The 26,046-nt window shown below is 71.4% G+C and carries 25 protein-coding genes; 9 read left to right on the top strand and 16 right to left on the bottom strand.

Annotated elements, in window-relative coordinates:
- Positions 1-5 precede the first annotated feature (5 nt).
- From ACZ597_RS00860 to ACZ597_RS00870, 3 genes are all read left to right on the top strand, one after another.
- Positions 6-419, top strand: coding sequence for a roadblock/LC7 domain-containing protein (locus ACZ597_RS00860; RefSeq protein WP_030037347.1), 414 nt, complete (start codon positions 6-8; stop codon positions 417-419).
- 93 nt (positions 420-512) lie between these two features.
- Positions 513-1,067, top strand: a complete 555-nt coding sequence (locus ACZ597_RS00865; protein WP_469110932.1) for a DUF742 domain-containing protein — start codon at positions 513-515, stop codon at positions 1,065-1,067.
- On the top strand, positions 1,048-1,632 hold the full coding sequence (locus ACZ597_RS00870) for a GTP-binding protein (protein WP_007266770.1): 585 nt from the start codon (positions 1,048-1,050) through the stop codon (positions 1,630-1,632). Before ACZ597_RS00865 ends, ACZ597_RS00870 begins: the two co-directional genes overlap by 20 nt.
- A 186-nt stretch (positions 1,633-1,818) precedes the next feature.
- Here ACZ597_RS00870 and ACZ597_RS00875 read toward each other — a convergent pair whose 3' ends face one another.
- Complete coding sequence (locus tag ACZ597_RS00875; RefSeq protein WP_471323204.1) at positions 1,819-2,019, bottom strand: acyl-CoA carboxylase subunit epsilon; 201 nt, start codon at positions 2,017-2,019, stop codon at positions 1,819-1,821.
- 23 nt (positions 2,020-2,042) lie between these two features.
- Entirely contained in the window at positions 2,043-3,626 is a 1,584-nt protein-coding gene (locus ACZ597_RS00880; RefSeq protein WP_007266768.1) for an acyl-CoA carboxylase subunit beta, read from the bottom strand.
- 249 nt (positions 3,627-3,875) lie between these two features.
- Here ACZ597_RS00880 and ACZ597_RS00885 point away from each other — a divergent pair, with 249 nt between their 5' ends.
- On the top strand, positions 3,876-4,499 hold the full coding sequence (locus ACZ597_RS00885) for a YceI family protein (protein WP_471323207.1): 624 nt from the start codon (positions 3,876-3,878) through the stop codon (positions 4,497-4,499).
- 30 nt (positions 4,500-4,529) lie between these two features.
- Here ACZ597_RS00885 and ACZ597_RS00890 read toward each other — a convergent pair whose 3' ends face one another.
- From ACZ597_RS00890 to ureA, 6 genes are all read right to left on the bottom strand, one after another.
- Positions 4,530-5,909, bottom strand: a complete 1,380-nt coding sequence (locus tag ACZ597_RS00890) for a hypothetical protein (protein WP_471323210.1) — start codon at positions 5,907-5,909, stop codon at positions 4,530-4,532.
- A 391-nt stretch (positions 5,910-6,300) separates the two neighbouring features.
- Positions 6,301-7,923 (bottom strand): citramalate synthase, encoded by a 1,623-nt coding sequence (gene cimA, locus ACZ597_RS00895; protein ID WP_471323212.1) that lies wholly within the window; start codon positions 7,921-7,923, stop codon positions 6,301-6,303.
- Between the two features lie 333 nt (positions 7,924-8,256).
- Positions 8,257-8,871 carry a TetR/AcrR family transcriptional regulator gene (locus tag ACZ597_RS00900; protein WP_471323214.1) on the bottom strand — a complete coding sequence of 205 codons (615 nt, stop codon included), beginning with the start codon at positions 8,869-8,871 and terminating at the stop codon, positions 8,257-8,259.
- Between the two features lie 29 nt (positions 8,872-8,900).
- The gene (locus ACZ597_RS00905; RefSeq protein WP_471323217.1) at positions 8,901-9,947 is read right to left on the bottom strand and encodes an agmatine deiminase family protein; all 1,047 of its coding nucleotides are present in this window, start codon (positions 9,945-9,947) and stop codon (positions 8,901-8,903) included.
- 17 nt (positions 9,948-9,964) lie between these two features.
- On the bottom strand, positions 9,965-11,647 hold the full coding sequence (locus ACZ597_RS00910; RefSeq protein WP_471325048.1) for an urease subunit alpha: 1,683 nt from the start codon (positions 11,645-11,647) through the stop codon (positions 9,965-9,967).
- Between the two features lie 59 nt (positions 11,648-11,706).
- Entirely contained in the window at positions 11,707-12,423 is a 717-nt protein-coding gene (gene ureA, locus ACZ597_RS00915) for an urease subunit gamma (RefSeq protein WP_471323220.1), read from the bottom strand.
- Positions 12,424-12,581: 158 nt separating this feature from the next.
- Here ureA and ACZ597_RS00920 point away from each other — a divergent pair, with 158 nt between their 5' ends.
- Complete coding sequence (locus ACZ597_RS00920; RefSeq protein ID WP_471323223.1) at positions 12,582-14,012, top strand: cytosine permease; 1,431 nt, start codon at positions 12,582-12,584, stop codon at positions 14,010-14,012.
- 35 nt (positions 14,013-14,047) lie between these two features.
- On the top strand, positions 14,048-14,200 hold the full coding sequence (locus ACZ597_RS00925) for a hypothetical protein (protein ID WP_471323225.1): 153 nt from the start codon (positions 14,048-14,050) through the stop codon (positions 14,198-14,200).
- 78 nt (positions 14,201-14,278) lie between these two features.
- On the opposite strand, the gene ACZ597_RS00930 is transcribed toward ACZ597_RS00925, so the two are convergent.
- The 4 genes from ACZ597_RS00930 to ACZ597_RS00945 form a co-directional block, all read right to left on the bottom strand.
- The gene (locus ACZ597_RS00930) at positions 14,279-15,364 is read right to left on the bottom strand and encodes a branched-chain amino acid aminotransferase (RefSeq protein WP_471323228.1); all 1,086 of its coding nucleotides are present in this window, start codon (positions 15,362-15,364) and stop codon (positions 14,279-14,281) included.
- A gap of 225 nt (positions 15,365-15,589) precedes the next feature.
- A complete protein-coding gene (locus ACZ597_RS00935) occupies positions 15,590-16,630 on the bottom strand; it encodes a 3-isopropylmalate dehydrogenase (RefSeq protein WP_362462965.1) in 1,041 nt (346 codons plus the stop codon).
- Positions 16,631-16,749: 119 nt separating this feature from the next.
- Positions 16,750-16,881, bottom strand: a complete 132-nt coding sequence (locus ACZ597_RS00940) for a hypothetical protein (RefSeq protein WP_260614121.1) — start codon at positions 16,879-16,881, stop codon at positions 16,750-16,752.
- 264 nt (positions 16,882-17,145) lie between these two features.
- Complete coding sequence (locus ACZ597_RS00945; RefSeq protein WP_471323232.1) at positions 17,146-18,030, bottom strand: LysR family transcriptional regulator; 885 nt, start codon at positions 18,028-18,030, stop codon at positions 17,146-17,148.
- A gap of 99 nt (positions 18,031-18,129) precedes the next feature.
- Here ACZ597_RS00945 and ACZ597_RS00950 point away from each other — a divergent pair, with 99 nt between their 5' ends.
- Both ACZ597_RS00950 and ACZ597_RS00955 read left to right on the top strand, forming a co-directional pair.
- On the top strand, positions 18,130-19,143 hold the full coding sequence (locus ACZ597_RS00950; protein WP_471323235.1) for an NADP-dependent oxidoreductase: 1,014 nt from the start codon (positions 18,130-18,132) through the stop codon (positions 19,141-19,143).
- A gap of 120 nt (positions 19,144-19,263) precedes the next feature.
- Positions 19,264-21,294: a phosphocholine-specific phospholipase C gene (locus ACZ597_RS00955; RefSeq protein ID WP_471323238.1), complete on the top strand. Its 2,031-nt coding sequence runs from the start codon at positions 19,264-19,266 to the stop codon at positions 21,292-21,294.
- 19 nt (positions 21,295-21,313) lie between these two features.
- On the opposite strand, the gene ACZ597_RS00960 is transcribed toward ACZ597_RS00955, so the two are convergent.
- Together ACZ597_RS00960 and ACZ597_RS00965 are read right to left on the bottom strand one after the other, a co-directional pair.
- Complete coding sequence (locus tag ACZ597_RS00960; RefSeq protein WP_471323241.1) at positions 21,314-21,862, bottom strand: GNAT family N-acetyltransferase; 549 nt, start codon at positions 21,860-21,862, stop codon at positions 21,314-21,316.
- Complete coding sequence (locus ACZ597_RS00965) at positions 21,859-22,572, bottom strand: tyrosine-protein phosphatase (RefSeq protein WP_471323244.1); 714 nt, start codon at positions 22,570-22,572, stop codon at positions 21,859-21,861. The genes ACZ597_RS00960 and ACZ597_RS00965 overlap by 4 nt, the downstream gene beginning before the upstream one ends.
- Positions 22,573-22,653: 81 nt before the next feature.
- On the opposite strand from ACZ597_RS00965, the gene ACZ597_RS00970 reads away from it, so the two are divergent.
- The gene (locus ACZ597_RS00970) at positions 22,654-23,355 is read left to right on the top strand and encodes a nitroreductase family protein (RefSeq protein ID WP_471323247.1); all 702 of its coding nucleotides are present in this window, start codon (positions 22,654-22,656) and stop codon (positions 23,353-23,355) included.
- Between the two features lie 83 nt (positions 23,356-23,438).
- On the opposite strand, the gene pruA is transcribed toward ACZ597_RS00970, so the two are convergent.
- Both pruA and ACZ597_RS00980 read right to left on the bottom strand, forming a co-directional pair.
- Entirely contained in the window at positions 23,439-25,070 is a 1,632-nt protein-coding gene (gene pruA / locus ACZ597_RS00975) for an L-glutamate gamma-semialdehyde dehydrogenase (protein WP_471323249.1), read from the bottom strand.
- 30 nt (positions 25,071-25,100) lie between these two features.
- Positions 25,101-26,027, bottom strand: coding sequence for a proline dehydrogenase family protein (locus tag ACZ597_RS00980; RefSeq protein WP_471323252.1), 927 nt, complete (start codon positions 26,025-26,027; stop codon positions 25,101-25,103).
- Positions 26,028-26,046 lie beyond the last annotated feature (19 nt).

Raw genomic sequence — 26,046 nt, forward strand, 5'->3', positions numbered from 1 at the left:
GCGCGATGAGCCAGGCGGCGCAGAACCTGAACTGGTTGATCACCAACTTCGTGGACAACACCCCCGGGGTGTCCCACACGGTGGTGGTCTCCGCCGACGGCCTTCTGCTGGCGATGTCCGACGGATTCCCGCGCGACCGCGCCGATCAGCTGGCGGCCGTGGCCTCCGGCCTGACCTCGCTGACCGCCGGTGCCTCCCGGATCTTCGAGGGCGGCGCCGTCAACCAGACCGTCGTGGAGATGGACCGCGGGTTCCTCTTCCTCATGTCCGTCTCCGACGGATCCTCGCTCGCGGTGCTCGCGCACCCCGAGTGCGACATCGGCCTCGTCGGCTACGAGATGGCCCTCCTCGTTGACCGCGCCGGCAGCGTCCTCACCCCGGACCTGCGCGCGGAGCTCCAGGGAAGCCTTCTCAACTAGCAAACGGGCAGTGCGTTTCGCGCCATCGCACCGTAGGGTGCGGTGGCGCGGTTCCACAGGGAGTACTGCGTTCTTGGAGTCGGAGGAGGAAACGTGACAACACCCGGAGGACATCCTTATGGCGGCCTGCAGCCGCAGGGTGGGCACGACCAGAACCGCTTCAACTTCCCCTCCTCTCCCAGCCGGCCCGTGCCGGAGCACAACCCCTACGCCCAGCAGCCGTACGGCCAGCCCCAGCAGCCCCAGGCGCCCCACAGGCTTCCGCAGCAGCCCCCCAGGGCCGCGCAGCCGCAGGCCCCGAAGGCGCACAACCCGCTGGTGCGCCCGTACGCGATGACCGGCGGCCGTACCCGGCCGCGCTACCAGCTCGCCATCGAGGCGCTGGTCAGTACCACGGCGGATCCCGCGCGCCTGCAAGGGCAGTTGCCCGAGCACCAGCGCATCTGCCGCCTGTGCCAGGAGATCAAATCCGTTGCGGAGATCTCGGCACTTCTCTCCATTCCTCTTGGTGTCGCCCGAATCCTCGTCGCCGACCTGGCGGAGGCGGGCCTTGTCGCCATTCACCAGCCCGGCGGCGACGAGTCTGCCGGCGGCCAGCCAGATGTGACACTGCTCGAAAGGGTGCTCAGTGGACTTCGCAAGCTCTAACGGCGGAGCGGCTCCGCGCTCCACCACCTCCGCGAAGATCGTGGTGGCGGGCGGCTTCGGCGTGGGCAAGACCACGTTCGTCGGCGCGGTCTCCGAGATCAACCCCCTGCGCACCGAAGCCGTCATGACCAGCGCCTCCGCCGGTATCGACGATCTCACCCACACCGGTGACAAGACGACCACCACGGTCGCCATGGACTTCGGCCGCATCACCCTGGACCAGGACCTGATCCTGTACCTCTTCGGTACCCCCGGACAGGACCGCTTCTGGTTCATGTGGGACGACCTCGTACGCGGCGCCATCGGCGCCGTCGTCCTCGTCGACACCCGCCGCCTCGCCGACTGCTTCCCCGCCGTCGACTACTTCGAGAACAGCGGCCTGCCGTTCGTCATCGCCCTCAACGGCTTCGACGGGCACCAGCCCTACACCCCCGAGGAAGTCCGCGAGGCCCTCCAGATCGGCCCCGACGCCCCCATCATCACCACCGACGCCCGCCACCGCGCGGACGCCAAGAGCGCACTCATCACGCTCGTCGAGCACGCCCTGATGGCCCGGCTCCGGTAAGCAGAGCGGAACGACGCAGAAGGCCCCCGTGTCCCGGACACGGGGGCCTTCGCCGTACCCGGGACCGTGCCGTCCCGGGTACGGGTACGGGTACGGGTACGGGTACGGGTACGGGTACGGGTACGCGGAAGGGCCCCGCACCCTGTCCAGGGTGCGGGGCCCTTCCGGCGTTCGTGCGTGCGCTGCTCAGCCGCGCCAGCTGTGGGGGGCCTGGAAGCCCCGGCTGCGCTCCAGGCGGCGCCAGCCGGCCGTGGTACGGCCCGTGGCGGCGGCCTCCTCCGGGGTGGCTGCGGCGCGGGCGAGGAGGATCGCGGTGATCGCGGCCAGCTCCTCGGGCGCGGCGTTGCCCTTCTCGACCTTCAGCAGGGTGTCGGTGGCGGTGCTCATCGTCGGCAGGTCTCCTTCGCTCGTTACTGCGGCGGGTTGCCGTGCTTGCGAGACGGCAGATCGGCGTGCTTGGTGCGGAGCATCGCGAGGGCGCTGACGAGCACCCCGCGGGTCTCGGCGGGGTCGATGACGTCGTCGACGAGGCCGCGCTCGGCCGCGTAGTACGGGTGCATCAGCTCGGCCTTGTATTCCTTGACCATCCGGGCCCGCATCGCCTCGGGGTCCTCGGCGTCGGCGATCTGCTTGCGGAAGATCACGTTGGCGGCGCCTTCGGCGCCCATGACGGCGATCTCGTTGGTGGGCCAGGCGTACGTGAGGTCGGCACCGATGGACTGGGAGTCCATGACGATGTACGCGCCGCCGTAGGCCTTGCGCAGGATCAGCGAGATCCGCGGCACCGTGGCGTTGCAGTACGCGTACAGCAGCTTGGCGCCGTGGCGGATGATGCCGCCGTGCTCCTGGTCGACACCGGGCAGGAAGCCCGGGACGTCCAGCAGCGTGACGATCGGGATGTTGAACGCGTCGCACATCTGGACGAAGCGCGCGGCCTTCTCGGACGCGTGGATGTCCAGGACGCCGGCGAGGTGGCCGGGCTGGTTGGCGACGATGCCGACGACCTGGCCGTCCAGGCGGGCCAGGGCGCAGATGATGTTGCGCGCCCAGCGCTCGTGGATCTCCAGGACGTCCCCGTCGTCGACGAGCTCCTCGATGACCTTGAGCATGTCGTACGGGCGGTTGCCGTCGGCGGGGACCAGGTCCAGGAGGACGTCCGAGCGCCGGTCGGCGGGGTCGGTGTTCTCGTGGACCGGGGGGTTCTCGCGGTTGTTCGAGGGGAGCATCGTGATGAGGTACCGGACCTCGGCGATGCAGGTCTCCTCGTCGTCGTACGCGAAGTGCGCGACGCCCGAGGTCTCGGCGTGCACGTCCGCGCCGCCGAGGCCGTTCTGGGTGATCTCCTCGCCGGTCACCGCGCGGACGACGTCCGGGCCGGTGATGAACATCTGCGAGGTGTCCCGGACCATGAACACGAAGTCGGTCAGGGCCGGGGAGTACGCGGCGCCGCCGGCGCAGGGGCCGAGCATGACGGAGATCTGCGGGATGACCCCGGAAGCCTTGGTGTTGCGCTGGAAGATGCCGCCGTAGCCGGCGAGAGCGGAGACGCCCTCCTGGATGCGGGCGCCGGCGCCGTCGTTGAGGGAGACCAGCGGGGCACCGGCCGCGATGGCCATGTCCATGATCTTGTGGATCTTCGTGGCGTGGGCCTCGCCCAGCGCGCCGCCGAAGATCCGGAAGTCGTGCGCGTAGACGAAGACCGTGCGGCCCTCGACCGTGCCCCAGCCGGTGATGACACCGTCGGTGTAGGGCTTCTTCGCCTCCAGGCCGAAACCGGTCGCCCGGTGCCGGCGAAGCTGCTCGACCTCCCTGAAGGAACCTTCGTCGAGCAGGAGCGCGATGCGCTCGCGCGCGGTCAGCTTGCCCTTGGCGTGCTGCGCCTCGGTCGCGCGGTCGCTGGGGCCGCGCCGGGCCTCCTCGCGGAGGGAGTGCAGCTCGGCCACGCGCCCGCGGGCGTCCGTCGGCTCGCTCGGAGTCTGGTCCACAACGGTCATGTACCGACCTTACGAAGCGTGGCCGTCAAAACCCTCCGTTGGTTCTACACAGTCTCGGGCCCCGTCCGCTGTGCGGCCCGGACAGAACCTCCGAAGGATGCATGGACTCCCCCAGCGGGGACCTCCGGCCTTTGTGGAGCTCCTACAAAACGGCGACACCTCGACCCAAGAAGTTGAAATTTGAACGGAATGGGCCTAGCGTCTCCCTTGTTGAAAGTTAAACCAACCGAGACTCCCCAGGAGGAAGTCATGGGCCTCTTCTCCCGCCGCAGCAGCCAGACCGTCGCCCCCGTCCAGCAGGGCACGGTCGCCACGCTCCCCGTCGACCCGGCACTCGCCGCCCTCACCGGCGCGTACGCCATCGACCCGGCGCACAGCAGCATCGGCTTCACCGTCCGCCACGCCATGGTGACCAACGTCCGCGGCGGCTTCGCCCAGCACGAGGGCACCCTGCACCTGGACGGCAGCGACCCGTCCCGCTCCACTGCCTCCATCGACGTGCAGATCGCCTCGGTCAGCACCGGCATCGCCGACCGCGACGCCCACCTGCTGGGCAGCGACTTCTTCGACGCCGAGCTCTTCCCGCTGATGACCTTCCGGTCCACCTCGGCGGCGCAGCTGGGCGGCGACAAGTACCGCATCACCGGTGAGCTGACGATCAAGGACGTGACGCGCCCGCTCTCCATCGACCTGGAGTTCGCCGGCTCCGCCACGGACGTCTACGGCAGCGAGCGCGTGGGCTTCGAGGGCTCCGCCGAGATCCTGCGCTCCGACTGGGGCCTGACCTGGAACGCGGCCCTGGAAGCGGGCGGCGTGATGGTCAGCGACAAGGTGAAGCTGACCTTCGACATCTCGGCGGTCAAGCAGGCCTGATCCCGGCCCGCACGGAACCCCCGGGGGCGGCTACCAGCCGCCCCCGCCGTCGAATCCGCCACCGCCCCCGTCGAATCCGCCACCGCCGCCGAAGTCCCCGCCGCCGAAGTCGGACGGGTTGAAGTCGGCGCCCGAGACGTCCCCGCCCTCGAACCCGCTGCCGTCGTAGCCGCCGTACCCCCCGCCGAAGTCCGAGGCGTACGCGGGGCTGGACATCATCGAACCGAGCATCGTGCCCATCAGCAGGCCGGGCAGCATCCCGCCGCCGAAGTACCCGCCGGCCCAGGGCCCGTACGCCGGGCCCGCGTCGTAGTACGGGCGCGGACCGTGCTCCGTGGCGACGGTGCGCACCGCCGGGTCCAGGCCGTCGCGCAGCCGTACGCCGTCCGCCGCGCAGACCGGCACGGTACGGCGCGCCCCGCCCGCCGGGGCCCAGTCGGCGTCCTCGGTGCTCGGCCCGTGGCGCGGGTCGAAGAAGCAGGGCGCGCGGCGCTCGGGCAGCGGCCTGCCCTGCCGGCGGGCGTCGAGGCTGGCCAGCGCGAACCGGCCGTCCTCCAGTGCCTGGGTCACCCCCTGCACCTCGTGCGGCTCCCGCACCGAGGCCATGATCCGCTTGGCCGTCTCGTAGGAGTCCAGCCCCTTCTCGTAGTCCCCGCGCATGGCGTCGTCGGCGCCGGGCTCGCCGGGGTGGAAGTCGAGGCGTTCGAGTTCCTCGCCGAAGGCGGTGATGTCCTCGTCCACGACCACGCTCAGCCGGGCGATGGCCTCCCGCCGGGTCTCTTCCTTCTTCTTCCGGTTCCGCTTGACCAGCAGGTACGCACCACCGCCGCCCGCCAGGGCCACCGCGCCGAGGGCGATCAGCGCTCCGGCCGAGGAGCCGCCGCCGTCGGAGGCCCCGCTCCAGGAGGCCGGGGCGTGGCCCTTCATCTGCGGGAGGGCCTGGTCGACGAAGTTGTTCAGCTCGGTCGCGGCGTCCACCGCCCCGCCCGCCTTCACCGCGTCGGTGAGGTTGCGGACGGCGTTGACCGGCATGACGGCCGGGTCGGCCCCGGCGTTGAAGCCGTCGCCGAGCCGTACGGCGTACAGCCCGGTGATCCCGGTCTGGGTACGGAGCGTGCGGAGCACGCTGTCGGCGGGGAAGGCCGGGGTGGCGGGCAGCACGGCGACGAACAGCGACTTGCCCGAGGCCTTGATCTTGGCGGCCAGGGCGTCGGCCTGGGCCGGCGACAACTGCGCGGCGGCCCCGGGGTCGACGTAGACCGGGCCCTTCTTGAACGCCTCCGCCACCGCGGCGGTCCCGCCGTCGGCGGCCACCGCGGCCGGCGCGGCCCCGAGCCCGCCCACGGTCAACGCCAGCAGCAGACCGGACAGCACCGATCCAATACGCACGGATATCAGCCTGGTCCTCATACTGACGACGCTACCCGAACCGGCATTTTCCTGTGTGAGACGGACATAAGACCGTTCGGCCCTGCCCGGCCGACGGATCAGGAGTCCGGATGGACGGCGTGGACCACGGGCCCGACCGCCGCGGGCGGCTCGTTCCCCCCTGTTCGAGCCGCCCGCCTCCTGGCGGGCCGAGCCCGACGGCGAACAGAGGGTCCCGCCGGGGTCCACGTACGCGGTGCGTTTCAGCTCGTACGACGACGGCCTGCCGGGCGGCGCCTACGACGCGCACGTCCACTTCACGGCCGAGGACCTCGCCGGGCTGGAGCCCGGCGGGGTGTGGGCCGACGGCAGGGCCATGTCCCCGAAGAAGTTCGGGGAACTCGTCGCCGACACGTGCCGACCGCCGCCGGGACTACTCCGCCGGTTCGACGCCCGCGTGCAGGAGGCCGAAGGTGTAGGCGTCCTCCAGGGCCTGCCAGGAGGCGGCGATGACGTTGGGGGCGACGCCCACCGTGTTCCACTCGCGGGTGCCGTCCGTCGTGGAGATCAGGACGCGGGTCGTGGACTCCGTGCCGTGCTTGCCCTCCAGGATGCGGACCTTGTAGTCCACCAGCTCGAACTTGGCCAGCTGCGGGTAGAAGCGCTCCAGCGCGACCCGCAGTGCCCGGTCGAGGGCGTTGACCGGGCCGTTTCCCTCCGCCGTGGCGACGATCCGCTCGCCCTTGGCCCACAGCTTGACCGTGGCCTCGTTGGCGTGGGTGCCGTCGGGGCGGTCCTCGACGATGGCCCGCCAGGACTCCACGCGGAAGTACTTGCGCGCCCGGCCCTCGGCCTCGGCGCGCAGCAGCAGCTCGAAGGAGGCGTCGGCGGCCTCGTACGTGTAGCCCGCCAGCTCGCGCTCCTTGACCCGCTCGACCACGCGGGCGATCAGCGCGCGGTCGCCGCCGAGGTCGACGCCGAGCTCCTTGCCCTTGAGCTCGATGGAGGCGCGGCCGGCCATGTCGGAGACCAGCATGCGCATGGTGTTGCCGACGCGCTCGGGGTCGATGTGCTGGTAGAGGTCCGGGTCGACCTTGATCGCCGAGGCGTGCAGGCCGGCCTTGTGCGCGAAGGCGGAGACGCCGACGTACGGCTGGTGCGTGGAGGGGGTGAGGTTGACGACCTCGGCGATGGCGTGGGAGATGCGGGTCATCTCGGCGAGCGCGCCCGCGGGGAGGACCTTGCGGCCGTACTTGATCTCCAGCGCGGCGACGACCGGGAAGAGGTTGGCGTTGCCGACGCGTTCGCCGTAGCCGTTCGCGGTGCACTGGACGTGCGTGGCCCCCGCGTCGACGGCGGCCAGGGTGTTGGCGACGGCGCAGCCGGTGTCGTCCTGGGCGTGGATGCCGAGGCGGGCCCCGGTGTCGGCCAGCACGGTCGAGACGACGGCGGTGATCTGGGCGGGGAGCATGCCGCCGTTGGTGTCGCAGAGGATGACGACGTCGGCGCCGGCCTCGTGGGCGGTGCGCACGACGGACTTGGCGTACTCGGCGTTCGCGCGGTAGCCGTCGAAGAAGTGCTCGCAGTCGACGAAGACCCGGCGGCCCTGGGCGACGAGGTGGGAGACGGTGTCGCGGACCATCTCCAGGTTCTCTTCCAGGGTGGTGCGGAGCGCGAGTTCGACGTGCCGGTCGTGGGACTTGGCGACGAGGGTGATGACCGGGGCGCCGGATTCCAGGAGGGCGCGCACCTGCGGGTCCGAGGCGGCGGCGCCGCCGGCCCGGCGGGTGGCGCCGAAGGCGACGAGCCGGGCGTTCTTGAAGTCGATCTCGGCCCGGGCGCGGGCGAAGAACTCGGTGTCGCGGGGGTTGGCGCCGGGCCAGCCGCCCTCGATGAAGCCGACTCCGAACTCGTCCAGGTGCCGCGCGATGGTCAGCTTGTCCGCGACCGTGAGGTTGATGCCCTCACGCTGGGCGCCGTCGCGCAGGGTGGTGTCGAAGACGTGGAAGGCGTCGTCGAGGGCCTCTGTCGGCTGGGTCGCCTCTGTCGTCGTCATGCTGATCTGACTCCTGTCGGATGAGTGGTTCCGGAGACCGGGGATCCACTGCCCCCATCATCGCGCGCTGCCCGGTTCCGGCATGTTTCTGCCCTTGGAAACGAAAAGACCCCTCGCGGGTGCGAGAGGTCTGCGCGCGGGTCTGAGGCACGGTGGCCGCTGCCGCGGAGGTCGTCCACGGTTTCAGCGGTCACAGAGGACCGGCGCGCTGCTGTCCATAATCATGAGCTGAGCAGACACGCTCGCAGTGTGCCACACGGCCGTCGCCGGTGGACGCCGGTCTCAGCATGCGGGCACCCGCCGTCCGGCAGGCGGCCCCCGCCGGAGAAACCCCTAGCCGGCGAGGGTTTCGGCGAGGAACTCCGAGACGTGTTCCAGGATGTCCTCGCGCCCTATGCCGGGCAGGCCCACGGCGACCTGGATGCTGAAGCCGTCGAGCAGGGCCCGCAGCCTGGACGCGAACCGGTCGGGGTCCACGGCGCGGAACTCTCCGCGCGAGATGCCCTCGGCGAGCAGGGCGACCAGGTCGCGGTGCCAGGCGCCCTCGATGGCGGCCTGCCGTTCGCGCTCCTGGGGGCCCGCGTTCTGGGACCGGTTCCAGACCTCAAGCCACAGGGTCCAGTGCGGGTCGCGGGCACCGTCGGGCACGTACAGGTCCACGTACGCCCGTACGCGCTCGCGCGCCGGGCCGCGGCGGGCCAGCAGGGCCCGCCGCTCGGTGCCGAGGGCCGCCTCGCTCCACTCCAGGGTCTGCAGCAGGAGCTCGTCCTTGCTGCCGAAGTAGTAGAGGAGGTGGCCGCTGCTCATGCCGACCTGGCGGCCCAGGCCGGCCATGGTCAGGCCCTCCAGCCCGCGCTCGGCGATCGTGGCCATGGCGGCGACGAGTACGTCCTCGCGCGGGGGCGCGTTCTTGCGCGCCGCCCGTACCGGTACTCCACCCGCCACCATGGTCACTCCTTCACGCGGTCCGCCCGGGGTCAGACCTTCGGCTGCTGCTGGGTGATGCAGTGGATACCGCCACCCCCGGCGAAAATCGTACGTGCGTCAACGAGCGTCACGGTCCGCTCGGGGAACAGTCCGCGGAAGATCTCGGCGGCCTCCTCGTCGCGCGGGTCGTCGAAGGCGCACAGCACGACGCCGCCGTTGCAGAGGTAGTGGTTGATGTAGGAGTAGTCCACCCACTCGCCGTCCTCCTCCAGCACGGTCGGCGCGGGGACCTCCACGACCTCCAGCAGCCGGCCCTGGGCGTCGGTGGAGGCGCGCAGGATGGCGGCGATGGTCTTGCAGCGCTCGTGGTCCGGGTGGGCCGGGTCGGGCTGGGTGTGGACCATGACCACGCCGGGGCGGGCGAAGGCGGCGACGATGTCCACGTGGCCCTGGGTGCCGTAGGTGCCGTAGTCGCCGGCCAGGCCGTACGGCAGCCAGATGGCCTTGGTGGTGCCGAGGTGGGCGTGGATCTCCTCCTCGACCTGTCGGCGGGTCCAGCCGGGGTTGCGGCCCTCGCCGAGTTGCACGGTGTCGGTGAGGAGCACGGTGCCCTCGCCGTCGACGTGGATGGCGCCGCCCTCGTTCACCAGCCGGGTGCTGTAGGTGCGGGTGCCGACGACGTCGGAGACGTGCCGGGCGATCTTCGAGTCGTGGTCCCAGCGGGCCCACTCCTGGGCGCCCCAGCCGTTGAAGGTCCAGTCGACGGCGGCCAGTTCGCCGGCGTCGTTGGTGACGAAGGTGGGGCCGATGTCGCGCATCCAGGCGTCGTCGAGCTCCTGCTCGACGAGCTGGACGTCGTCGCCGACGATCGCGCGGGCGCTCTCGGCGTCGCCCGGGGAGACGACGAGGGTCACCGGCTCGTAGGCGCGTACGGCGCGGGCGACGGCGCCCCAGGCCTGGCGGGCCTCGGCGAGCTCCTGCTCATTGGTGAAGGTGGGGTTGGGGCTGGGCCAGGCCATCCAGGTGCGCTCGTGGGGGGTCCACTCGGCGGGCATCCGGAAGCCGTCGTTCACGGGCTTGGCGGGCTGTGCAGTCATGGCGGGGTCCTTACGGCTTACAAGAAGTACAGGCGGTTGAGGGAGACCGAATCGGCCGCTTCGGAGCGCAGCGGTTCCCCGTCGAGGGAGACGAGTCCGCTGCGCGCGTCCACATCGACCGCGCCCACCCGGGAGTTGAGGAGCATGTCCTTGGGGCCGATGCCGCGGGTGCCGCGTACGGCGACCCGGCGGCGGCGGGTCGGCATCTCGTCGCTGCCCAGCGCCGCCGCGGCGGCGGAGACGAAGGCGACGGAGATGTCGGCGGCGGTGGCTCCGTACGAGCCGAACTGCGGGCCGAGGACGAGGGGTTCGCAGGTGTCGGTGGCGGCGTTGGGGTCGCCGGTGACTCCGTAGGCGGGGAAGCCGGACTTCAGCACCAGCTGCGGCTTGGCGCCGAAGAACGGGGGGCGCCAGAGCACGATGTCGGCGAGCTTGCCGATCTCGATGGAACCGATCTCGTGCGCCAGGCCGTGGGCGATCGCCGGGTTGATGGTCAGCTTCGCCATGTAGCGCAGCACGCGGGCGTTGTCGTCGCCCTCGCCGTCGCCGTCGAGCGGGCCGAGCTCGCCCTTCATCTTGGCGGCCATGGCGAAGGTGCGGCGGACGGTCTCGCCGGCCCGGCCCATGCCCTGGGCGTCGGAGGAGGTGATGCCGATGGCGCCCAGGTCGTGCAGGACGTCCTCGGCGCCCATCGTCCCGGCGCGGATCCGGTCGCGGGCCATCGCGGCGTCGCCCGGGAGGTCCGGCTTGAGGTCGTGGACGGAGACGATCATGCCGTAGTGCTCGGCGACCGCGTCCCGGCCGAAGGGGAGGGTGGGGTTGGTGGAGGAGCCGATCACGTTCGGCACGCCCGCCATCTTCAGGACGTTGGGCACGTGCCCGCCGCCGCAGCCCTCGATGTGGAACGCGTGGATCGTGCGGCCTTCGAGGACGCGCAGGGTGTCTTCCACCGAGAGGCACTCGTTCAGGCCGTCGGAGTGCAGGGCGACCTGCACGTCGTGCTCCTCGGCCACCCGCAGCGCGGTGTCCAGGGCCCGGGTGTGGGCACCCATGTCCTCGTGCACCTTGAAACCGGACGCGCCGCCCTCGGCCAGCGCCTCCACCAGGGGCGCCGCGTCCGAGGAGGAACCCCGCGCCAGGAAGCCGATGTTCACCGGCCAGGCGTCGAACGCGTTGAAGGCGTGCTTCAGCGCCCAGGGGGAGTTGACGCCGACACCCCAGACGGGGCCGAACTCCTGGCCGATGACGGTGGTGACGCCGGCGGCGAGGGAGGCCTCCATGATGCGCGGGGAGAGCAGGTGGACGTGGGTGTCCACGGCGCCGGCGGTGGCGATCAGGCCCTCGCCGGAGACGATGCTCGTGCCCGTGCCGACGACCACGTCCACCCCGTCGAGGGTGTCCGGGTTGCCGGCCCGGCCGATCGCGTGGATACGGCCCTCGCGGATGCCGATGGACACCTTCTTGATGCCGAGGACGGCATCGATGACGAGCACGTTGCTGATCACGACGTCGCAGGTGTCCCGGACGGCGGCGCCCTTCAGGTGCAGGCCGTCGCGGGCGGTCTTGCCGAAGCCGGCCAGGAATTCGTCCCCCGGCTTCTGCGCGTCGTGCTCCACGCGGACGGTCAGCCCCGAGTCGCCGAGCCGGACCCGGTCCCCGGCGCGGGGGCCGAAGACGGAGGCGTACTCGTGCGGGTCGATGTGGCGGCTGCTGCCGGGGGCGCAGTGCGCGCTGTGGTCGGTGTGGGGGGTCTGCCGGCTCACGCCCGGTCTCCCTTCGGGTCGTCTTCGGTGGTGGCGGCGCCGAGGTAGCCGCAGGCGGCGGCCCGGCGCAGGGCCTCTTCCCGCGCGCCGGGGGCGTCCAGGGGGCCGTCCACCAGTCCGGCGAAGCCGATGGCGATCCGCTCGCCGCCGATCGGGACCAGGCCCACCTCGCCCTCGCCGTGCGGGTCGAAGCGCACCGAGGAGCCGGCCGGCACGCACAGCCGCATGCCGTAGGCGGCGGCCCGGTCGAAGTCGAGCCGGGGGTTCGCCTCGAAGAAGTGGAAGTGGGAGGTGACGCTGACCGGCACGGACGCGGTGTTGCGCACGCGCAGGTGTACCTGCGGCTCGGGCTGCGGCGCGCCGGGCCCGGGGACGACAGCGCCCGGGGCGTCGTCGCCGAGGGAGACGGCGCCCTGGATGGGCGCGGATACCACCGCGAGGCGGGATCCGTCGTCGAAGACGGCCTCCACGTGCACCTCGGTGACCACGTCGGCCACGCCGGGCAGCACGTCGTCGGGACCCAGGACGCTCCGGGCCTCCTCGATCGCCTCGGCCAGGCGCTTGCCGTCGCGGGCGGCCTCGCAGACCGTGTCCGCGATCAGCGCGGTGGCCTCGGGGACATTGAGCCTGAGGCCCCGGGCCCGACGGGCCCTGGCCAGTTCCGCGGCGCTGCGCAGCAGCAGCCGGTCGCGCTCCGTAGGGGTCAGCCGCACGCCGATCCACCACCTCTTGAGTCGAAGAGTTAGAGCATCACTCTAACTCTTCATTTCCGAGCAATGAAGCATTGACCTGGGACCTGGGCTCAGGTCACATTGAATGACGCTCAAACGAATGCGCAACCACCCCGCCGCCCTGCCAAGGGAGTCCCCCCATGCCCATCGAACAGCGCGGAGTCGACACCATCCCGGAGGAGGAGCGGACGAGCGGTCCCCGCGACCTGGTCTCGATCCTCCTGGGCTCCAACCTCTGCCTCGGCGTGATCGTCTTCGGCTGGCTGCCCCCGTCCTTCGGACTCGGGCTGGTGCCCTCCGTCACCGCCATCGTGACCGGCACCCTCGTCGGCATCGCCTTCACCGCGCCGCTCGCCCTGGTGTCCCTGCGCACCGCGACCAACCTGTCCACCTCCAGCGGCGCCCAGTTCGGCGTACGGGGGCGGCTGGTCGGCTCCGTGGTCGGCCTGCTGCTCTCCCTCGGCTACACCGCACTCACCCTGTGGATCGGCGGCGACGTGATGGCGGGGACGCTGTCCCGGCTCACCGGGCTGCCCGACACCGGCCTCACCCGGGCCGCGATGTACGGCGTGCTCGCCGCGTGCACCGTCGTCGGAGCCGTCTTCGGCTACCGGCTGCTGCTGCGCATGAGCAAGGTGCTGTCCGTCGCCATGGTGGTGCTGCTCGCCGTCGGCGTGATCGCCTACGCCCCCCACTTCACCGCCGCCGCCCCGCCGGACACGGAGTACCTGCTCGGCTCCTTCTGGCCGACCTGGCTGCTGGCCGCCGTCGCCGCCGGGCTCAGCGGGCCCGTCGCGTTCATCACCCTGCTCGGCGACTACACCCGCTACGTCTCCCCGCGCCGCCACGGCTCCCGCAAGGTGTTCCGGGCCACCTGCCTGGGGCTGCTGGTCGGCCTGCTGATACCGCAGCTGTTCGGCACCTACACCGCGCTCGCCGCCCGCGCCGGGGCCGACTACGCCGGGCCGCTCGTGGCCGCCGCGCCCTTCTGGTACCTCGTCCCGCTGCTCGCCGCCGCCGCGGCCGGCTCGGTGGGCAACGCCGGGCTGATGCTCTACTCCATGGGCCTGGACCTGGACGCCATCGTGCCCAGGGCGACCCGCACGAAGGCCACCGTGATGGCCGCGGCCGTGGCCACCGCGTTCGTCTTCTTCGGCTCCTTCGAGTGGGACGTGCAGTCCGCGATGACCTCCTTCGTGCTCCTGCTCACCGCGATCGGCACCCCCTGGGCCGTGATCACCCTGATCGGCTACGTGCGCTGCCGGGGGGCCTACGACGCCGACGCGCTCCAGGTGTTCAACCGTCGGGCCCGCGGCGGCGTCTACTGGTACAGCGGCGGCTGGAACCTCCGCGCCACCACCTCCTGGGCGGCGGGCGCGGCCGTGGGACTGGCGGCCGTGTCGACCCCGGTGTACGAGGGCCCTCTGCTGGCGCTCACCGGCGGGGTGGACTGTAGTTTCGTCCTGTCGGGGCTGGTCGGAGGCGCGGTGTACACCGCGCTGACGTTCCGGCCGCAGGCGGCACCGGCTGCCGGACCGACGGCGGAAGCACTGATGGCGGCGGCCGACTAGGACAGGGGTCGCCGCTTAGGACACGGGGAGGCGTCGTGGAAGAGATCGCATACGTGGCGACGAAGATCGTCAAGGGGATCGCCGGCCTGGCCTACATGATCGGCGACGGGCTGCTGGCCGTGACCGGCACGGACGGCCCGGTCCGGGGCACCGGGAAGAAGGACGGCGAGAAGGACGAGGAGCGCTGACCACGCCCCTCTCCCCCACCGCAAGGCGAAGGCCCCCGCGCAGCGGGGGCCTTCGGGCGTCTCGGGGGCGGGAGCCCCCTAGCCGAGCGGGTGCATCCAGCCGTGGGTGTCGGCGGTGTGGCCGGTCTGGAGCTCCAGGAGCGCCTTGCGGAGCTTCATGGTGACCTCGCCGGGCTGCCCGTCGCCCTGGGTCCAGTTGGCGCGCTCGGACTTGACCGAGCCGACCGGGGTGATGACGGCGGCGGTGCCGCAGGCGAACACCTCGGTGAGGGTGCCGTTCTCGTTGTCGCGCTGCCAGTCCTCGGTGGTGATGCGGCCCTCCTCGGCGGTGTAGCCGAGGTCGCGGGCGATGGTGAGGAGGGAGTCGCGGGTGATGCCGGGGAGGAGCGAGCCGGTCAGCTCCGGGGTGACGATGCGGTCGCCGTACACGAAGTACAGGTTCATGCCGCCCATCTCCTCGATCCAGCGGTGCTCGACCGCGTCCAGCCAGACGACCTGGTCGCAGCCGTGGGAGGCGGCCTGGGCCTGGGCGACGAGGGAGGCCGCGTAGTTGCCGCCGGTCTTGGCGGCTCCGGTGCCGCCCTTGACGGCGCGGACGTACTCCTCGGAGAGCCAGACGGAGACGGGCTTGACGCCACCGGGGAAGTAGGCGCCGGCGGGCGAGGCGATGATCATGAAGAGGAACTCGTTGGCCGGGCGGACGCCCAGGCCGACCTCGGACGCGAACATGAACGGGCGCAGGTACAGCGAGGCCTCGCCGGAGGACGGCACCCAGGCGCGGTCCTGCTTGATCAGGGCGTCGCAGGCCTCGATGAACAGGTCGGCCGGCAGCTCCGGCATCGCCATGCGGCGGGCGGAGGCCTGGAAGCGCTCGGCGTTGGCGCGCGGGCGGAAGGTGGCGACGGTGCCGTCGGGCTGGCGGTAGGCCTTGAGGCCCTCGAAGATCGTCTGCGCGTAGTGCAGGGTCATGTTCGCGGGGTCGATCGACAGCGGGGCGTACGGGACCAGCTCGGCGTCGTGCCAGCCGCGGCCTTCGGTCCACTTGATCGTCACCATGTGATCGGTGAAGTGGCGGCCGAAGCCGGGGTTGGCCAGGATCGCCTCGCGCTCCGCGTCGGACAGCGGGTTCGAGGAGGGCTTGAGCTCGATCGTGGGCGTCGTCATGAGTGCTTGTCCTTCACCGGTTGGGTATGGCGGACCGCGCTCATGCGTACTAGGACGTCCGAGCTTCCCCGTAATCCGCGGCCTTGCGTTCGATTATCGCGCGCGGGCAGGCTTCGGAGAAACGGGGCTTAAGCGGCCCAGGGGAGATGGTGGCACCGGGGGCCGCACAGGAGAAGCCGCCAGGTCCGTTTGTGACCTGGCGGCTTCCTGGGTGGAACGGCCGGGTCAGCCGGCTACTCGCGCGGCGAGGGCGTCGCCGATCGCGTCGGTGGAGCGGAAGGTGCCGTCGCGCTCGGCCAGGTCGGCGGAGACGGCGTCCTCGATGCGGACGGCCTGGGCCTCGTAGCCCAGGTGGCGCAGCAGGAGGGCGACCGAGAGGATCGTCGCGGTCGGGTCGGCCTTGCCGGTGCCCGCGATGTCGGGCGCCGAGCCGTGGACGGGCTCGAACATGGACGGGAAGGCGCCGGTCGGGTTGATGTTCCCGGAGGCGGCCAGGCCGATGCCGCCGGTGACGGCCGCGGCCAGGTCGGTGAGGATGTCGCCGAACAGGTTGTCGGTGACGATGACGTCGAAGCGCTCGGGCTGGGTGACGAAGAAGATCGTCGCGGCGTCGACGTGCAGGTAGTCGGTGGTGACCTCGGGGTACTCCTGGCCGACCTTGTCGAAGATGTTCTTCCACATGTGGCCCGCGTACACGAGGACGTTGTTCTTGTGGACGAGCGTCAGCTTCTTGCGGGGGCGGGCGTTGGCCCGCTCGTACGCGTCGCGCACGACGCGCTCCACGCCGTATGCCGTGTTGACGCTGACCTCGGTGGCCACCTCGGCGGGCGTGCCGGTGCGCAGGCTGCCGCCGTTGCCGGTGTACGGGCCCTCGGTGCCCTCGCGGACCACGACGAAGTCGATCTCCGGACGGCCGGCGAGCGGGGTCGCCGTGTTCGGGAACAGCTTCGAGGGGCGCAGGTTGATGAAGTGGTCGAAGGCGAAGCGGAGCTTCAGCAGCAGGCCGCGCTCCAGGACGCCCGACGGGACCGACGGGTCGCCGATGGCGCCCAGCAGGATCGCGTCGTGGTGCTTGAGGGCCTCCAGCTCCGCGTCCGGGAGGGTCTCGCCGGTGCGGTGCCAGCGCTGGGCGCCGAGGTCGTACTCCTTGGTCTCCAGCTTCACATCCTGGGGCAGGACCGCGGTAAGGACCTTGAGGCCCTGAGCCACGACTTCCTGGCCGATGCCATCACCGGGGATCACTGCGAGATTGATGCTGGTCGACATGTCGGAACCGTACTCCGTGTCCCAGCCCTCAGACATATCCCGTCCAGCATTTGGACCAATGGGGATGGAACGTGTCCGGGTGCGGGCGGGCCGGGCCACGGGTTTCGGCCGGAGTCCGGTCAGTGGCCGGTCGAGCCGCCGTTGTCACGGCGGTCCAGGGCCCGCTGGAGGGCGGCGGCGGCGTTCTTGCGGTCGGCGTCGGCCGGGGAGGTGTGGCGGACGCGGCGGGAGGCGGCGGTGGTGGGGGTCATGGTGATCGACTCCTTGGGATCACGGCGTGGCGGGGCCACGGATGAGGGGTGTTCCTTCAAGGCGCCGGAAGAGGCGGGGAGCAGTGCGCCGCAGGGGTTGCCTGCCGGTGGGCGCGCGCTCTCGACCGCCATTCGCAGGATCAGCGAGACGTTCGGCTCCTACAAAGCTAGGGCAGGTCCGGCTGTATGTCTCCGCAATTACTCGGACTTCCTAGTATCTGAGACGGGAAACCCCTCGAAGGGAGCCTTCCGCAGGTTCCGTCTTCAGGCCCTTTCGGCCCTGAGTTCCCTGATCAGAGCCCTTACGGCGAGGGTCGAGGCCAATTCCGTCGTGGTGACGTATCCCACCTGCCTCACCGGCCTCCGGGGCCCCAGAGGGGTGATCTCGACGGTCTCCGGCGCCTCGCGCAGCGACAGCTCCGGCATGATCGCCATGCCCAGCCCCCGGCCGACCATGGTCAGCACCATGGCGTCGTCCTCCGCCTTCACCGTGGCCCGGGGGATCCAGTCCTGGGACCGCCACCACGCCCGGGTGTAGGAGCCGCAGTTCTCGTCCCAGTCCAGCAGCGGCAGCGCCTTGGGGTCCGGGTGCCCGGCGGGGTGCACCAGGGCGTACGCCTCCTCCGCGAGCACCCCGGTCAGCAGCCCCGGCGGTACGTCCTCCCGCGCGCCCAGCGTCGCGATGCCCAGGTCCGCCCGGCCCGCGGCCACCTCCCCCGCCGTGCCCGCGCCGATCTCGCGCACCACCCTGACCTCGGGCCGGATGCCGGGGTGCAGCGCGGCGAGCCGGTCCAGCGCGGGCGGCAGCAGGTGCAGGGCCGCGCTGCGGAAGGCCGCGACGCGCAGCACCCCCTCCACCGCGCCCCGCCCGGCGGGGGCCCGCGCCGCTCCGCGCGCCTCCGCGCCCAGCACCTCGTACAGCCGCAGGATGCGCCGGCCCAGCGCGACGGCCCGCTCGCCCGCCGGGGTGGGCGAGGCGCCGGACCGCCCCCGCTCGAAGAGCACCGCGCCGACCTTGCCCTCGCTGCCGCGCACCGAGTGCGAGACGGCCGACTGGCTGACGCCGAGGGCGGCGGCCGCGGCCGAGAAGCCGCCCGTGTCGGCGACGGCGACCAGGACCCGGAGTTCCTGCGGGGCGAGCTCGGTCACGGGTTCCCACCTCGGTGTATGAGCGGCGTTCATGGATGTGCGGCTTCCATGAGGGCAACCCCCTGCCCGGCCGCGGGATTCCTTCCTAGGTTCTCGGCCATGAGCACCGACACCGCCCACGCCGTCCACCAGATCGCCCGCCCGACCGGATTCCCGGCCGCCTCCGACTTCGCGTACACCTCCTCCCCCGTCCCCGAACCCGCCCCCGGCACCGCCCTGGTGGAGAACCTGCTGCTGTCGGTGGACCCGTACCACCGCGGGATGATGGACGGCGGCGAGGGCGGCTTCGAGCTGAACACCCCGCTGGAGGGCCGCACGGTCGGCCGGGTGACCGCCTCCCGCGACCCGGGCCTGAAGGAGGGCGACCTGGTCTTCCACCGCGCGGGCTGGCGCACCCACGCCCTGGTCACCCTGGGCGTGGACGGCACCCGCCGGCTGCGGGGCCACGAGGGCGTCCCGCTGGAGGCCTACCTGTCCGTCCTGGGCGGCACCGGCCTGACCGCCTACGCCGCCCTCACCCGGACGGCGGCCCTGCGCGAGGGCGAGGACCTGTTCGTCTCCGCCGCCGCCGGCGGGGTCGGCACCGCCACCGGGCACATCGCCCGACTGCTCGGCGCCCGCCGGATCATCGGCAGCGCCGGCTCGGCGGCGAAGGCAGCCCACCTCACCGGGGCCCTCGGCTTCGACGCCGCCTTCGACTACCACGACGGGCCGGTCGGCGAGCAGCTGGCGCAGGCCGCGCCGGACGGCATCGACGTGTACGTCGACAACGTGGGCGGGGACCACCTGGAGGGCGCGATCGCCTCGCTGCGCGAGTACGGCCGGATCGCCTGGGTCGGCGCGATCTCGACGTACAACGGGGACCGGTCCCCGGCCGCGCCACGCAACCTCTTCGAGGTGGTCCACAAGTCGCTGCGCCTGGAAGGGGTATTGGTTCGCAACCACACCAATCTCCAGGACGAGCTGGAGGACTTCCTGGTCCCCCACCTGCGCAGCGGCCGGATCGGCACCGACACCACCGTTGTCCAGGGGTTCGACCGTACCGTCGAGGCCTTCCTGGGCATGCTCCGCGGCGAGAACACGGGCAAGATGCTCGTACGGACCGGGAGCTGATTTCCGGCCGTCCCGATGTTCACCGAGTTCTTACCGCACGGATGTAGACCTTTGCGGCGGCTGCCGCCACTCTTGCCGTCAATGTGCCAGAGGGGCAATTGAGTTGGAGGCGAGCAGCCAGTGACACCCATCAGCCGCAGGGGTTTCGTGGGGATCGGCGCCGGGCTCGTGGCGGGGGCGGCCCTGCCCGCCGCCCTGCCGTCGACGGCGGCGGCCGCCGCCGCGACGGGCACGATCACCGACGTGAAGCACGTGGTGGTCCTGATGCAGGAGAACCGCAGCTTCGACCACTACTTCGGCAGGCTGAAGGGCGTCCGCGGCTTCGGCGACCGCGCCGCCGGCAACATCCCCGGCGGCTGGGGCACCTTCAACCAGCCGAACTGGGGCGGCCGCCAGTACCCGTGGAAGCTGTCCGCCACCCCCTCGGCCGGCGGGGCCGACGGCGAGACCCTGGCCCAGTGCACCGGAGACCTCCCGCACAGCTGGACCTCGCAGCACGCGGCCTGGAACAACGGCCGGATGGACAACTGGGTCGCCGGTGTCGGCAAGACCCACACCCTCGGCTACCTGGAGCGGGGCGACATCCCCTTCCACTACGGCCTCGCCGACAACTACACGATCTGCGACGCCTACTTCTGCTCCACCCTCAGCGCCACCGGCCCCAACCGCACCTTCCTGTGGAGCGGCAGGGTCGACGCGGGCAGCAAGGACGGCGGCGAGGAGTCCGGGCTGACCTGGGAGTCGTACGCGGAGGCCCTCCAGCGGGCCGGGATGAGCTGGAAGGTCTACCAGAACGCCCAGGACAACTACGGGGACAACGGGCTGGCCTACTTCAAGAAGTTCACCGACGCGCGGCCCGGCGACCCGCTGTGGGACCGGGGCATGGCCTCGGTCCCCAGGGCCACCGGCTCCACCCCCGACGACATCGCCGCCGCGATCCGCGCGGACGTCGTCGCCGGAACCCTGCCCCAGGTGTCCTGGGTGGTGGCGAGCGAGGCGTTCTCCGAGCACCCGTACGCCCCGCCCGGCGACGGCGCGCACTTCGTGGACCTGGTCTACCGCGCGCTCGCCGCGGACCCGGAGGTCTTCGACTCCACCGTCCTGTTCCTCAACTACGACGAGAACGACGGCTTCTTCGACCACGTCCCGCCGCCGGTCGCCCCGCCCGGAACCCCGGACGAGTACATCGACGGCGCCCCGATCGGCCTCGGCTTCCGCGTCCCCATGCTGGTGATGTCCCCGTGGACGCGCGGCGGCTGGGTCAGCTCCGAGGTCTTCGACCACACCTCGGTGCTGCGGTTCATGGAGAAGTGGACGACCGCGATCGGCACGCCCGCCCTCTGCCCCAACATCAGCGCCTGGCGCCGCAAGGTGACCGGCGACCTGACCGGCGTCTTCGACTTCGCGCACCCGGTGTACGGCGTCCCCGCGGGCCTGCCGTCCACCGCGAAGGTCATAGGCCAGTCCACCTGCGGCCCGCTGCCCAACCCCGTCCCGCAGAACAACGCCCAGCCGGCCCAGGAGCCCGGCACGCGGCCGGCCCGGGCCCTGCCGTACCAGGTGAACGGCAACCTGGACCGCTTCGAGTTCGGCCCGATGGGCAAGATCCTGGCCTGGTTCTCGATGACCAACCAGGGCCCCCAGGCCAAGCAGGCCGCGCACTTCTCGATCCACCCGCACCAGTACCGGGACACGGCCGCCTGGCAGTACACGGTGGACCCGGGCGCCACGTCGGCCGACTGGTTCAGCATCGGCCTGGGAGCCGGCTCGGGCAAGTACGACATCTCGATGTACGGCCCGAACCGGTTCCTGCGCCGCTTCATCGGCGACGCAACGAAGCCGGGGAAGGACCTGGAGGTCGCGGCCCGCTACGCGGTGGAGTCCGGCACCGGCAAGATGGCGGTCTGGTTCAAGATGACCAACTCCTCCGGCTCCCCGGCCACCTTCACCGTCCGCTCCAACGCCTACCGCACGGACGGCCCCTGGACCTACACCGTCCCGGCGAACTCCTCGCGCGAGGACTTCTTCAACGCGGTGGCGTACAGCAAGGGCTGGTACGACTTCACGATCCTGGCCGACGCCGACGGCACCTGGTCGCGCCGCTACACGGGCCACATCGAGACGGGCACCCCGAGCGTCTCGGGCTCCTAGGCCCTGTCCGGGCGACCCGCTACACCACGTCCCCGTCCCGCCAGTCGAAGTCGAGCCGCCCGGCGGAGTCCGGCGCGACCCCGCCGGGCGGCGTCCACACGTAGGTCGAGCCCTCCTCCTCGGGCAGCCGCTCGGGGCCCGCCGGACCGAGCACGCCGATCTGCCCGGGGTACGGCTTCCAGCCCCGGCTCTCGTACAGGGCCGCGCCCTCCTCGGACGCCGACAGGGCACCCAGGACGTAGGCCCCGGCGATCACGCGCTCCAGCGCGGCCATCACCGCCCCGCCGAGCCCGCGCCTGCGCCGGTCCTCCCGTACGGCGACGGCCTCCACGTACCCGGTCCGCAGGGCCCGCCCCTGGTGCAGCACCCGCCGCTGGACGAGGCTGCCGTGCGCGACGAGCGCGCCCGCCTCGTACACCAGGGCGTGCATGCCGCCGAGGGCGTGCTCGAAGTCCTCGTCGCCGAAGTCCCCGTCGAAGGCCCCGTCGAGCAGGTCCCGGACCGCGGCGAGGGCGTCCTCGCCGAGCTGGGAGGTGTGCGCGAGGCGGGTGCGCGTGTCGTCGCTCATGCCCCCAGTCTGCCCCGGAGCCCATCCAGTTCGGCCGCCGTCAGCCCGGCCCCGCGCAGGTAGGCGTCCGCATCCAGCCACGCCGCGGCGTCCCGGGCCAGGGCGTGCACGGTGGTGCCGAGGCCGGCGACGTACTCCTCGATCTCGGCGCCGTCGTAGGACCCGCCCCGGGCCTCGTACCGGGCCCGGACCCGCGGCTCGCTCAGCGCGTGGTCGTCGGCCGTCTCCTGCGGGCTCGCCCCGGCCAGCCGGAGCAGGACGAGCGCGATGATCCCCGTACGGTCGCGGCCCAGACCGCAGTGGAAGACGACCCCGCCCGGCGGGGCGGTGGCGACGGCGCGGGCGACGGAGGCCACGCGGTCGGGGAAGCGCTCCAGGAAAGGCCGGAAATACGCGGGGGTGCCGAAGCCGGGAGTGCCCCACCACACGTCCCAGAAGTCCCGGTGCTCGATGCCGTCGAGCGGGATCCGCAGGGTGGTCAGCCCGGCCGGGCGCGGGGCGTGGTCCACCTCGGCCTCGCCGTCGTTGCGCAGGTCGATGACGGTCCGCACCCCGTGTTCGGACAGCGTGGTCCAGCCACGGGCGGTGAGCCCGTCGAGGCTGTCCGCCCGTATGAGCACCCCCGGCCGCAGCGCTCCCAGACCGCCGAGGTCGCGGGCGTTGAAGCAGCCCTCCCAGTCCACGAAACGACCGACGTTCGACACGGTCATAGCCCCCCTGTCTGTACACAACGGACATTGGTTCATGACGTTCCCCTGGCCTCAGGAGTTCCCTCGCTGGAAGATCGGCGCATGTCGCCTGATACCCAGCAGTGGACCCCCACCCACGGCCAGCCCTACCGGCCCGTCGCCTACTCTCCCGCGCGCATGCCCGGCCCCGAATCCCTCGCGCGCGCGGCGGAGTTGCGGGCCCGGATGGACGAGCGGCGGACCGTGCGCCACTTCTCCACCGATCGCGTCCCGGAGCAGGTCGTCCGCGACGCCATCGCCTGCGCCGCCACCGCCCCCTCCGGTGCGCACCAGCAGCCGTGGACCTTCGTCCTGGTCAAGGACCCGGCCATCCGGCAGCAGATCCGCGCCGCCGCCGAGCAGGAGGAGCAGATCTCCTACGACGGCCGGCTCGGCGACGAGTGGCTCGCCGCCCTGCGCCCCATCGGCACGGACGCCGTGAAGACCCACCTCACCGACGCGCCGGCGCTGATCGTGGTCTTCCAGCAGCGCTACTGGCTCGGCCCGAACGGCACGAAGCGCAAGCACTACTACGTCGACGAGTCGGTCGGCATCGCGGTCGGCATGCTGCTCTCGGCCCTGCACCTGTCGGGTCTGGCCGCGCTCGTCCACACCCCGAGCCCGATGCGCTTCCTGTCGCACGTGCTGAACCGCCCGGAGAACGAGAAGGCCTTCGCGGTCATCCCCGTCGGCTACCCGGCCGACGACTGCGAGGTCCCGGACCTGGTCCGCAAGTCCCTGGACCAGGTCCTCGTGGAGGTCTGAACCCTGGAGCCCCGGAAATGGGGACCGCCCCCGCTCCGGACTTGGGGGTACCGGAGCGGGGGCGGGGTTCAGCTGTGGGCGGGTCAGCCCATGTGGGGGTAGCCGTACTCGGTCGGCGGGACCAGGGTCTCCTTGATGGAGCGGGTCGAGGTCCAGCGCAGCAGGTTGGACGCCGCGCCCGCCTTGTCGTTCGTACCCGAGGCACGGCCGCCGCCGAAGGGCTGCTGGCCGACGACGGCGCCGGTCGACTTGTCGTTGATGTAGAAGTTGCCCGCCGCGAAGCGGAGCTTCTCCATCGTGTCGGCGGCCGCGTAGCGGTCCTGCGCGATGACGGCACCGGTCAGGGCGTACGCCGAGACGTCCTCCATCTGCGCCAGCATCTCGTCGTACTTGTCGTCCTCGTACACGTGGATCGCGAGGATCGGGCCGAAGTACTCGGTCGTGAAGACCTCGTTCTCCGGGTCGGTGCACTCGATGACGGTCGGGCGGACGAAGTAGCCCTCCGAGTCGTCGTACGTGCCGCCGGCGACGATGGTGCAGGTCGGGTCGGCCTTCGCGCGGTCGATCGCGGCCTTGTTCTTCGCGAAGGAGCGCTCGTCGATGACCGCGCCGATGAAGTTGGTCAGGTCGCGGACGTCACCCATGGTGATGCCGTCGACCTCGGCCGCGAACTGCTCCTTGAAGCCGTCGTTCCAGATGGAGGCCGGGACGTAGGCGCGGGAGGAGGCCGAGCACTTCTGGCCCTGGAACTCGAAGGAGCCGCGGGTCAGGGCGGTCTTCAGGATCGCGCGGTCCGCGGACGGGTGCGCGACGACGAAGTCCTTGCCGCCCGTCTCGCCGACCAGGCGCGGGTAGGAGCGGTAGTTCTCGATGTTGTTGCCGACCGTCTTCCACAGGTACTGGAAGGTCTTGGTCGAACCGGTGAAGTGGATGCCGGCGAGCTCGGGGTGGTTCAGGGCCACCTCGGAGACCGCGATGCCGTCACCGGTGACGAGGTTGATGACGCCCTTGGGCAGGCCGGCCGCCTCCAGGAGCTCCATGAGGAGGACCGCGGAGTGGGTCTGCGTCGGGGACGGCTTCCACACGACCACGTTGCCCATCAGGGCCGGGGCGGTCGGCAGGTTGCCGGCGATGGCCGTGAAGTTGAACGGCGTGATCGCGTAGACGAAGCCCTCCAGCGGGCGGTGGTCGCTGCGGTTCCACACGCCGGCGCTGTTGGCGGCCGGCTGCTCGGCCAGGATCTGGCGGGCGAAGTGGACGTTGAAGCGCCAGAAGTCGACGAGCTCGCAGGGGGTGTCGATCTCGGCCTGCTGCGCGGTCTTGGACTGGCCCAGCATGGTGGACGCGGCCAGCTTCTCGCGCCACGGCCCGGCCAGCAGCTCGGCGGCGCGCAGGATGATCGCGGCGCGGTCGTCGAAGGACATCGCGCGCCAGGCCGGGGCGGCGGCCAGGGCGGCGTCCACGGCCTCCTGGGCGTCGGCCTGGGTGGCGTTGGCGTACGTACCGATGACCGACTTGTGGTCGTGCGGCTGGACGACGTCGAAGCGCTCGCCGCCGCCCATCCGCTTGACGCCGTTGATCGTCATCGGAAGGTCGATCGGGTTCTCGGACAGCTGCTTCAGCTGGATCTCGAGGCGCGCGCGCTCGGCACTGCCGGGGGCGTACGAGTGGACCGGCTCGTTGACCGGCGCGGGGACCTGGGTCACAGCATCCATGGGGCGATAACTCCTTGACCTGGTTCTTGGCTAGTTCTTGGTGATCATCGAGCGGAGGAAGAACAGCAGGTTGGCCGGCTTCTCCGCGAGGCGGCGCATGAAGTAGCCGTACCAGTCCGTGCCATAGGCCGTGTAGACCCGCATTCGGTGCCCCTCGGAGGCGAGCCGGAGGTGCTCCTCGCTGCGGATGCCGTACAGCATCTGGAACTCGTACTCGTCCAGCTTGCGGCCCGCCTGCCGGGCGAGCTCCTGCGCGATGGCGATCAGGCGCGGGTCGTGGGACCCGATCATCGGGTAGCCCTCGCCCTCCATCAGGATCTTCATGATCCGGACGTACGCCTTGTCGATCTCGGCCTTGTCCTGGATGGCGACCTCGGCGGGCTCCTTGTAGGCGCCCTTCACGATGCGGACGCGGCTGCCGGCGGCGGCCAGGCGGCGGGCGTCGTCCTCGGTGCGGAAGAGGTAGGCCTGGATCACGCAGCCGGTCTGCGGGAAGTCCCGGCGCAGCTCCTCGTGGATGGCGAACATCGAGTCGAGGGTGGTGTGGTCCTCGGCGTCCAGGGTCACGGTGGTGCCGATGGCGGCGGCGGCCTCGACGACCGGGCGGACGTTGGCGAGGGCCAGCTCGTGGCCGCCCTCCAGCGCCTGGCCGAACATGGACAGCTTGACCGACATCTCGACCGTCTCGCCCAGCTCCAGCTCCTTGAGGCGCTGGATGAGCTCCAGGTAGGCGTCCCGGGCCGCGTAGGACTGCTCCACGGCGGTGATGTCCTCGCCGACCACGTCGAGGGTGACCTCGAGGCCCTTGCGGGTCAGCTCCTCGACGATCGGGATGACCTGGTCGACCGTCTCGCCGGGGATGAACCGGTTGACCACCGGCTTGGTCACCGGGGCGGCAGAGACGATTCGGCGCATCTTGTCGCTGCGCGAAGCGGCGAGGATCGCGGGACCCAGCACGGGGCACCTCCAACGTGGT

It is taken from the genome of Streptomyces sp. NPDC040718 (assembly GCF_055593565.1).